The organism is Synechococcus sp. H70.1, from assembly GCF_047502705.1.
Lineage (GTDB): Bacteria > Cyanobacteriota > Cyanobacteriia > Thermostichales > Thermostichaceae > Thermostichus.
Genome location: NZ_JANSIV010000031.1, coordinates 1 through 9,631, shown reverse-complemented (window position 1 = coordinate 9,631; position 9,631 = coordinate 1). Strand labels below are relative to the sequence as shown.

Genomic DNA, 9,631 nt, shown 5'->3' with positions numbered 1-9,631 from the left:
AAACATGCTTGTCCTCCCCCAGCTCTACCGCCTTTGCCACCAAAGCACGGCCCCCACCCCCAACGCCACCAGCGGCAGGAGTACCGTCGATCCCAGCACCAACCAGCGGAAGTTCTGGTCGGTTAGGGTGAGACGGCGGTCGGTAATAGATTTGGGGCGGATGGAGATCTGCTCGGTCTGTTCGGTTAGCCAGTTAACCGCGTTGAGGAAGAGATCCCGGTTGCCCTGCTGCCGCAGGTTGCCGTCAAGAGCAAAGTTGACATTGCCAATGACCACCAGGCGGGCCTCAGGTGCTGAACTCTGCTGGGAATCCTGCTTCTCGCTTTCCAGCCGGCGGCTCAAGGCGACACCTAGGGTTAGCGGGCCAGGCTTGTCTTGAGCCAGGTCAAATTGCACGGGGCCAGCCTCCAGGTTGGGGCTGGTCTCTCCCCAGCTCTGGGGGCTGGTGCGCAGCAGAGGTGTAGCCTGGATCCCTTCGCGGGCTTGGGTTTCTACAGAACGAGCCAGAGGAAAGAGGGTCATCAGCCGCTGCTCGGCCAAGGGGGCGGTAATAGGGTGATCCCCGTAGGTGGTGACTAGGGCAACTGCCGGTCCTGTGCCCAAGAGTTGGCTGACGCTGCTCACCTCGATAAGGATGTCATCTCCCAAAACCACGCCCCACTCTTCCAGCAAGGGATCCAAGCCAGCATCCACCCGTGGCCCAATGAGCAGCAGCAGGCGCCCTCCCCTGGCCAGGTACTCCTGCAGCTTCTCCACCTCCCCCGGGAAGAGAGCCCGCTGCGGCCCTGCCAACACCAGCACATCGGCCTTGTCCGGGATCTCCGACTGCACCAGGTTCAAAGGCTCCACCCGATAGCCTTCCTGGCCGAGGGCTGCCACCGCCTGGGCCAGCGTTGGGGTACCTTCCCGTGCCTCTAGGCCCACTTCCCCATGCCCTTGCACGAAATAGGCCAGCAACTCCCCGCGGTTGACCACTTTAGACAAGACGGGGGTCAGTTTGCTCTCCAGCTCAGGGGCAGGGGGCTGCGGCAGTTGCTGCCGGCTTTCTCCGGCTTCCACCACGAGGGTGTTGTTTTGCGTTACCTGGAGCCGCTGCACCGTTAGGGGATCGCGGTTGGGATCCACAAATTCAAATTGGAAGCGCTCAGGGTTGAGGCGGCGGTAGCGCTCCAGTTGCTCCCGCAGGTTGGGATCCGGCGCCGTGGTAACCACCCAGACTTTGACGGGTTGCGCCAATCCCTGCACCAGTTGCCGGGTTTGAGGCGAGAGGGTAAACAGGCCTCCCTCCGTGAGATCCAGGCGCAGGTCGTAGCGCACGGCCACGACATTGAGCAACACCAGAATGACGGCCATCGCCGCCACCGCCACCAGGATGTTGGCGTTGGTCTGAGTGGAGCGCAGGCCAAGGAAGACGCTGACTTCGCGCTGGTGGGTGAGACCCCACACCACTACTAGGACTAGGCCTGCTGCCAGCAGACTTAGCGGCACAGCTGTCCAGCCAGTGAGGGCAGCTCCCACCAGCAACCCAATGGCTATGACACCAAGGCCGAGGATCCCCGTCCAATCTGCCAGTGCCCGCCAGTCTTTCATCACCGCACACCTCCCAAGACAACCCTAGCCCTGCTGCCAGCGCAAGCTTTCCACCGACTGCACCGTGGCAAACAGCCCCAGCACAATGATGCTGAGGAAAAGGACGACGCTACTGCTGCTGAGGATCCCTTGCACCCAGTTGCTGTATTGCTGCAGCAGGGAGATGTGCCGCAGGGTAGCGGCAATCCACGTGTTCTCCTGGCCGGCAGCAGCGTCGATGACCCAGAGCAGCAGGATCAACCCAAAGGTAGCCACCGCAGCAATGAGGGTACTGTCTGTTAGAGAAGAGACAAATAACCCCAAAGCCATGACACTACCCGCCAGCAGGGCAAGTCCCACATAGCCCATCAGAGTTAAGCGGTAATCAACCGCTGGCCTGGCGCTACTTAGCACCAGCACGTGGTAAACCAGAGGCGGCAGCAATAAGGTAATGAAGAACACCCAGACCGCCAGCCACTTGCCCAGGGCCACCTCTAGGTTGGTAATGGGGGAGGTAGCCAACAGCTCCATCGTGCCCCGCCGCCGCTCCTCGGCGTAGGAGCTCATGGTGAAGATAGGCAATAAAAATAGGGAAAGGGTGCTCAGCAAATTGAGAAACTGCTGCGACAGGATGGTGGCGGCATCGAAGGGGTTCTCTTGGCCAAACTGGGCAAAGAGATCCACCTGCTGGGAGAAGTTAATGACCCGCACCAAGATGTTGACAAAGAAAAACCCCGCCAGGCCCCAGAACACCGCCGCCACCACGTAGGCAATGGGGGAGGTGAAATAGCCGCGCAGTTCTTTGCGAAAAATGGCCACTGCTCCGTTCATGCTGCTTCCTCCAATGTGCCTGCGGATCCCTCTTGGGTGGTGAGCTGCAGGAAAATCTCTTCCAAAGAAGCCTGGGGACGACCGATCTCGTAGAGGTCGATCCCTGCCTGCACCAGGGCCCTGGCCACCTCCGGGATCCAGCCTAAGGACTCTGTCCCTTTGTCGCGAACGGCAGCAACGTTGCTTTTAAGCTGCACCTGCCAGCGAGGGGGATCGGATCCCAGGGGCTGCAAACTCACCACCTCCACCTGGGGCAAGTTTTGCAGGGCCGCCCGGATAGCCGTTTCCTCAGGGGCGCCCACCACCAGCTTTGCCTGCTGCCGATCCTGCACCTGTGCCGTCAGCTCGGCGGGCGTGCCGATGGCTGCCACCTGGCCGCGGTTGATGATCACCACCCGGTCGCAGGTCATGCTTACCTCCGGCAGGATGTGGGTGGAGAGGATGATGGTGTGCTCCCCTGCCAGACTTTTGATGAGGTTGCGCACCTCGATGATCTGCTTGGGATCCAGCCCAATTGTGGGCTCGTCGAGGATAATCACGGGCGGGTCGTGCACTAAAGCTTGGGCCAGGCCCACCCGCTGCTTGTACCCCTTGGAGAGCTTGCGGATGAGGGTGTGGCGCTTGTCTTCCAGGCTGCAGCGGCGAATTACCTCGTCTACCCGCCTAGGTCGGTCACCAGCGCTGACCCGCTTAATCTGGGCAACAAAGTGCAGGTAGGCCTCCACCGTCATATCGGGGTAGAGGGGCGGGTTTTCTGGCAAATAGCCAATGCGCTGCCGCACTGCCATCGGGTTTTCGTGCACATCAAACCCGGCCACCCGCGCCGTTCCTTCCGTAGCCGGCAAGTACCCCGCCAGAATGCGCATCGAGGTGGTCTTGCCGGCGCCATTGGGCCCTAGAAACCCCATGATCTCGCCGGCATTCACCTGGAAAGAAATATCGCGGATGGCGGTAAAGCTGCCGTAGGTTTTGCTCAGATGCTCTACCTCAATGGCAGCCGTGGTTGCCGAAGCAGTGGATAAACCTGTCATCGACGCTTCCTCGCTTAGAGGGTTAGCGGCAGTTGTGGACCCAGAAGGCCTGTTAAGCCGGGGACAAACGACGCCAAGGCCATTTGCAAACTTAGCATAGCGGCGCCCGGCCTCGGCAGACGGGATCCCCATCCCCCTTTTGGTGGGGACTCAAGGTCCTAGGGATCCCCACTCCTCCAGCCCCAAGACCCGGCTCTCCCCAGGGCGGGCGGCCACCACCTCGCCAATAGGGAAGGCTTCCGGCAGCAGCGATCTCAGCGAATCTTCCGCCGCAGGGGGCACCACCAGCACATAGCCCACCCCCAGGTTGAAGGTGTTGAACATCTCCAGGGTCTCCACTTGGCCTTGCTCCTGCAGCCAGAGAAACTCCGGCGGAACGGGCCAACTGTGGGGCTCTAGCCGCGCCGCCTGGCTAGGAGCCAAACAGCGGGGCAAGTTTTCCGGGATGCCGCCGCCGGTGATGTGAGCCATGCCGTGGATGGGGATCCCTGCCGCTTGCAGCCGCTGCACCGCCTGCACGTAGATGCGGGTGGGGGTGAGAAACACCTCCGCCAAAGGCCGATCCCAGCCGGAGGGTTGGTGGTCCCAGCGCCAGCCTCGCTCGGCCACAATGCGCCGCACCAGGCTGAAGCCGTTGCTGTGCAGGCCGCTGCTGGGCAGAGCCCACAGCCGATCCCCCAGCTGCACCTGAGAGCCGTCTAGAATGTCTGCCTTGTCCACAACCCCAACGCAAAATCCCGCCAAGTCGTACTTTCCAGGCGGGTAGAATCCCGGCATCTCCGCCGTTTCTCCCCCCAGCAGTTGGCAGCCGGCCTCCTGGCAGCCCGCTAAAATGCCCTCGATGACTTGCCAGAGGGCCTCTGGCTGCAGCTTGCCGGTGGCAATGTAGTCCAGGAAAAACAGCGGCTTGGCTCCCACCGTCAGCACGTCGTTGACACACATGGCCACTAGATCAATACCGACGCTGCGGTGCTGCCCCCACTGCTGGGCAATCTCCAGCTTGGTCCCCACTCCATCGGCCCCGGCCACCAGAACCGGGGCACGGTAGCCTGCTGGCAGCTCGAACAAGCCGGCAAAGCCGCCAATGCTACCCAAGACTCCTGGGGAACCTGTAGAACTCCGTTCAACGCGCTCCCGGATCCCTTGGACAAAAGCGCGTCCGCGATCGATGTCAACCCCTGCTGAGCGGTAGTCCAAGATGCCAAATACCCTTACGATAACTGGACTTGGGCTTTTGCGCCTGGGCAGGCAAACCAGTCAATCCAGAAACCCATGGTACATTAACTTCTGTTTTAGCCATCGCGTTGGAAGTTGGACGAGTTGAAGAGGAGCGCGGCCTCATGCAAACTCAAAAATGGCTTGGACAGGGACTGGCTCCTGCCCCCAAGTTGGGCTTGGTTAGCTGTCTCTGTGTCACAGCTTTAAGCTGGCCCATGGGTCTGCTCAGTAATGCCAGGGCCCAAGCGTCAGCCCGCAGTGGCTCTACCACCACCCAAGCCGCAGAGTTACCCCTGGAAGGCCCTTCGCTTTCTCCCGCAGCCAAGCTTGTCTTTGCTCCCCAGCCCAATCCTTCCCTGCCTGCAAAACCTGGCACCTTGAACGTGCAGGACTTGTCGTCTCTCCTCCCCTCCCCCCAGGCAAGCCTCCCTCGGCTCCTCGAAGAGCCCATCCTCAAGATTGGCGAACAAAAGCAGTCTGCTCCTCAGCCCATTGCCACCCTCTACGCCTACCTAATCGACGGGCGGCAGGCGGTTACCGTCTATGTGCGGGACTTGCCCATCGTTACCTTTGTCGAGCACCCTCGCTTGGAGCCGCCGTTGCTGCGGGCCAGTTCTCTAGTGGCCCAGCTCAACCAAATGGCCCAGGGATCTCTAGAAGACACCACCATCACCCTGGCTTGGACCGAGCCCAAATCCGGGGATCCTCTCTATGCCGTTCGGGTTAACGGCAAGGAATTGTTGCGTGTTGATGAAGGCGTACTCCTGGTGGATAACCAACGCCCAGTGGATACAGCCCTTCTGGCCACCAATCGGCTGCGCCGGCTGCTGCTGGGTGCCCCTCCTCTCCCTGCTCCTGTCTTGCCGCAGCTGGCTACTCTAAAAGCCAAGACTGCCGCTCCGCCGCCGCCAGTTCCGGTCCAGCAGCAGGGAGTTCCCCTTATCAAGGCTAGTCTAGTGCAGGAAGGGATCGCCTCTTGGTACGACCTACACCCCACTCGCAACGAGATGACGGCAGCCCACCCTACGCTGCCCTTCGGGACGGTAGTGCGGGTAACCAACCTGAGGAATGGCCGCCAGGTTGTGGTGCGCATCAATGATCGCGGCCCCTTTATCCCCAATCGAATTATCGACCTCTCCCTAAGGGCGGCAGAAGCTCTGGGTATGGTGCAGGCAGGCCTTGCCCCGGTGCGCGTGGAGGTGCTCCCCAGGCGCTAGAGCAGGGGCAAAGGCGGCTCCGTTAGTGGAACATGCTGCTGACGGAGCTATCTTCGTGGATACGCCAGATAGCTTCCCCTAGCACATTGGCCACCGAGAGGATGGTCAGCCCAGGAAACTGCTTCTCTGGCGGGACAGGAATGGTGTTGGTAACAATCACCTCTTCAAACAAGCCGCCTTGCAGGCGTTCAATGGCGGGATCGGAAAAGACAGGATGAATGGCACAGGCATAAACTGCCTTGGCTCCCGCCTTGCGCAGCAACTTTGCCCCTTCGGAGATGGTGCCCGCCGTGTCAATCATATCATCCACGAGGATGGCAATCTTTCCCCGCACGTCGCCAATGAGGTTCATGACCTCCACATCATTGTGGGCCTGGCGACGCTTGTCAATGATGGCCAGCGGAGCTTCCTTAAGTTTTTTGGCAAAAGCACGGGCCCGCGCCACCCCCCCCACATCGGGAGACACAACGACAATGTCTTCCTCGAGGAGGCCTTTTTCTTTGAGGTAGGCCTGAAGAACCGGCTGGGCATAGACGTGGTCGAGGGGGATGTCGAAGTAGCCCTGGATCTGGGCCGAATGCAGATCCATGGCCAGCACCCGGTGGGCTCCCGCCTGAGTAATCATATTGGCCACCAGTTTGGCCGTGATGGCCTCCCGTCCCGCCGTTTTGCGGTCGGCACGGGCATAGCCGTAGTAGGGCAAAACGGCCGTGATCTGGCGAGCAGAGGCGCGGCGGCAGGCGTCAATGATCACCAACAGCTCCATGAGGTGATCATTGACTGGGCGGCAGGTGGGCTGGATGAGGTAAACATCGGCGCCGCGAATCGACTCCTGGATTTGAATGTACAGCTCGCCATCGGCAAAGCGCTTGCGCAGTATCGGGCCCAGGTCTAAGCCCAAATACCGGGCTACCTCTTGGGCTAAAGCTGGATTGGCACTCCCGGAAAATATCTTAAGCCGATTGCTCTCAGAAACAGGCGGCAGCGGAGAAGGACGAAGAAAGGGGGCAGAGCGAACCACAGATCGGTGTTGAACTCGTCCGTAGCTAGCGCCCAAAGGCACGCCCTGCTATCGTAGCATTAGCTTTTCCCGCCCCAGCAACTGTGTCTTTACCTAGCAATCTCGGCTTTCTTAAGGCCCGAGATAACGTCTGCGGAGATCCCGGCAGCAGGTCTGGGGGGGTGAGCAGCTGCCACAGGAATGAGTGCCAGGGGTTACCTCTAGCGGCGAGGGGATCCCAGCCAGACTGGGCTTGGCCTAGGAGCGCTGGGGTTTGGGTCTACTTGGTGTTTGCACCGCTTCTAGTTGGGTTGCTGGGGATCGGCCGGCTCTGGAGTTGCGGCTGCTGCCTTTGCAGTGGGGGAAGAGCCCCTGCAGGGGTAACCCGTGGCAAGGTCTTGGCGGTGCGCATACGGAGCAGCCCTGTTTTAGCGGCAGGGCAGGGCTTGAGAGCCAGTTTTCCAGTAAGCTAGTGCCGATGTTGCTCCGGCGGCTATGGCTCTCCTGCTAGGTAATCCTGATCCCAAGGCAGCCTCCTTGCCCGTCTGGCAACGGTTTTTGAGGCAAGTTGTCACCCCCTGGCGCGAGTTCGACAGCATTTTGCTGGCCACGGTGCTGGCCTTGACAGGCATCGGCATTATTGCCATCCGCAGCGTGGTCTGGGAGCGGCCCATCAGCCATTACTGGCTGCAGCAGTTGGTGATGGCTGGCATTGGCCTAGGGTTTTTGGGAATGGTGGCGCGGATCCCCTATGAACGACTGTTGCGCTGGCATTGGTTGACCTACTTCCTAACCTTGGCAAGCTTGATTGCGGTGCTCTTCCTCGGCACGGCAGCAGGGGGGGCAGAGCGGTGGATCTCCATTGCCGGCTTCCAGCTCCAGCCTTCCGAGTTTGCCAAGTTGGGGGTCATTATTACCCTGGCAGCTATTTTGCACCACTGGCCCATCCGGTACTTCAGCCAGATTTGGGTGGCTGTTGCCGTCATTGCTCCTCCTTGGATTTTGATCTTTCTTCAGCCCAATTTGGGTACGGCCCTGGTGTTTGTGGCCATTTTGCTGGTCATGCTCTACTGGGCTGGAGCCAAGGGCAGTTGGATCCTCTTGCTGGTGTCGCCGGCGGTGGGAGCCATTCTCTATGGCCTGCACACCCGCCCAGGATTGAGCTGGATGCTCTGGGTTTGGCTAATCTGGTGCCTGGGCATGGTGAGCCTAGCCGCTTGGCGGCTGCCTTGGCGGTGGTCGGGGGCGCTAAGCTTTGGAGTGCTCAACCTGCTCTCCGGACATCTGGGCCAGCTGGCCTGGCACATCCTCAAGCCCTACCAGCGGCGGCGGCTGGAGATCTTCATTGATCCCATGCAAGAGCCCTGGGGATCCGGCTACCACCTGATTCAGTCCCGCATTGCCATCGGCGCCGGCGGGCTCTGGGGCCGGGGCCTCCAGCAGGGCACCCAAACCCAACTGGACTTCATTCCCGAGCAGCACACCGATTTTATCTTCTCGGCCATTGGGGAAGAGATGGGCTTTGTCGGCACCCTGACGGTGCTGCTCCTGTTTTGGATTCTGTGCGCGCGGCTAATCTGGATTGCCCAGGGGGCCAAGGACAATTTTGGCTCCCTAATTACCATTGGGGTGCTGGCCATGATCCTCTTTCAGGCGGTTGTCAATATTGGTATGACAATTGGCTTGGCTCCCATTACCGGCCTGCCCTTGCCTTTTTTGAGTTACGGCCGCTCCGCTCTGTTGACCAACTTTCTGGCCATTGGTCTGGTGGAATCGGTGGCCATGCACCGCCAACGCCCTAGCCTTTTCAAGTAGGCAGCCCCCGCCAAGCGGAGGCCATTGCCCTGCTGGCCGCAGGAGGGGTACTACTAGTGCCCCCTTGGGCAGGACTTGTCAGCAAGCCGGCCCTAAGATGGGGACATAGAGACCTAAGGTGTGAGCTGCTCATGCTGGATCCCGCGCTTTACTTTGACCACAGCGCCACCACGCCGCCTCGGCCGGAGGTCATCGAGGCCATGCGGCTGGTGATGCAGGAAAGTTGGGGCAACCCCTCCAGCTTGCATAGGTGGGGGGAACGGGCGGCCATGGCCATGGAACGGGCGCGGCAGCAGGTGGCTGAGCTGCTTAACTGTGAGCCGGAGGCGCTGGTGTTTACCTCTGGCGGGACGGAGTCGAACAACCTGGCCCTATTTGGGGTGGCTCAGCGCTACTCCACCCCCCAACACCTCATCATCTCCAGTGTCGAGCACGCCTCGGTGGAAAACGCCGCCCGCCAGCTGCAGGCCCAGGGCTGGGAGGTAACCCGCCTGGCAGTGAACTCCGCTGGCCAGGTGGATCCCCAAACCCTGATCCAGGCGTTGCGGCCCAACACCGCTCTGGTCTCCATCATCCACGGCCAGAATGAGGTGGGATCCCTGCAGCCCATTGCTGAGCTGGGCTACATCTGCCGCCAGGCGGGAGTGCTCTTCCACACTGACGCAGTGCAGACGGTAGGGCGGATCCCCTTGGATCTGGCGCAGCTGCCTGTGGATCTGCTCTCCTTGTCTGGGCACAAGCTCTACGGGCCACAGGGGGTGGGGGCGCTGTACGTGCGCCCAGGGGTGGAGCTGCAACCGCTACTGCGGGGGGGCGGCCAAGAACGGCGGCTGCGAGCCGGCACCCAAGGGATCCCAGGGATCGTTGGCCTGGGGGTGGCGGCCGCTTTGGCTGCCCAAGAGGTGGAGCCGGTGCCGGCCCCCCTACCGCAGCAGCAGCCGCACTTGGCC

At 61.0% G+C, this 9,631-nt stretch carries 8 protein-coding genes; 3 read left to right on the top strand and 5 right to left on the bottom strand.

The window, feature by feature from the left end:
• Positions 1-24: 24 nt before the first annotated feature.
• From NW827_RS02195 to purM, 4 genes are all read right to left on the bottom strand, one after another.
• On the bottom strand, positions 25-1,590 hold the full coding sequence (locus NW827_RS02195; protein WP_414404019.1) for a GldG family protein: 1,566 nt from the start codon (positions 1,588-1,590) through the stop codon (positions 25-27).
• 24 nt (positions 1,591-1,614) lie between these two features.
• A complete protein-coding gene (locus NW827_RS02190) occupies positions 1,615-2,400 on the bottom strand; it encodes an ABC transporter permease (RefSeq protein WP_414359733.1) in 786 nt (261 codons plus the stop codon).
• A complete protein-coding gene (locus tag NW827_RS02185) occupies positions 2,397-3,431 on the bottom strand; it encodes an ABC transporter ATP-binding protein (RefSeq protein WP_414404018.1) in 1,035 nt (344 codons plus the stop codon). The genes NW827_RS02190 and NW827_RS02185 overlap by 4 nt, the downstream gene beginning before the upstream one ends.
• A 150-nt stretch (positions 3,432-3,581) precedes the next feature.
• Positions 3,582-4,628: a phosphoribosylformylglycinamidine cyclo-ligase gene (purM, locus tag NW827_RS02180; protein WP_414404017.1), complete on the bottom strand. Its 1,047-nt coding sequence runs from the start codon at positions 4,626-4,628 to the stop codon at positions 3,582-3,584.
• 413 nt (positions 4,629-5,041) lie between these two features.
• On the opposite strand from purM, the gene NW827_RS02175 reads away from it, so the two are divergent.
• On the top strand, positions 5,042-5,866 hold the full coding sequence (locus tag NW827_RS02175; RefSeq protein WP_414503287.1) for a septal ring lytic transglycosylase RlpA family protein: 825 nt from the start codon (positions 5,042-5,044) through the stop codon (positions 5,864-5,866).
• A gap of 22 nt (positions 5,867-5,888) precedes the next feature.
• Here the strand turns inward: NW827_RS02175 and NW827_RS02170 are convergent, their stop codons facing one another.
• Positions 5,889-6,887 (bottom strand): ribose-phosphate pyrophosphokinase, encoded by a 999-nt coding sequence (locus NW827_RS02170; protein ID WP_414359726.1) that lies wholly within the window; start codon positions 6,885-6,887, stop codon positions 5,889-5,891.
• A 483-nt stretch (positions 6,888-7,370) separates the two neighbouring features.
• Here NW827_RS02170 and rodA point away from each other — a divergent pair, with 483 nt between their 5' ends.
• Both rodA and NW827_RS02160 read left to right on the top strand, forming a co-directional pair.
• On the top strand, positions 7,371-8,681 hold the full coding sequence (gene rodA, locus NW827_RS02165) for a rod shape-determining protein RodA (RefSeq protein ID WP_414404093.1): 1,311 nt from the start codon (positions 7,371-7,373) through the stop codon (positions 8,679-8,681).
• A gap of 131 nt (positions 8,682-8,812) precedes the next feature.
• Positions 8,813-9,631, top strand: an 819-nt coding sequence (locus NW827_RS02160) for a cysteine desulfurase family protein (protein ID WP_414503286.1), incomplete at its 3' end; no start/stop codon positions are given.

Coding starts and splice junctions, on each gene's coding strand:
- NW827_RS02195 (WP_414404019.1), bottom strand. CDS start 1,590: ATGAAAGACTGGCGGGCACTGGCAGATTGGACGGGGATCCTCGGCCTT.
- NW827_RS02185 (WP_414404018.1), bottom strand. CDS start 3,431: ATGACAGGTTTATCCACTGCTTCGGCAACCACGGCTGCCATTGAGGTA.
- NW827_RS02190 (WP_414359733.1), bottom strand. CDS start 2,400: ATGAACGGAGCAGTGGCCATTTTTCGCAAAGAACTGCGCGGCTATTTC.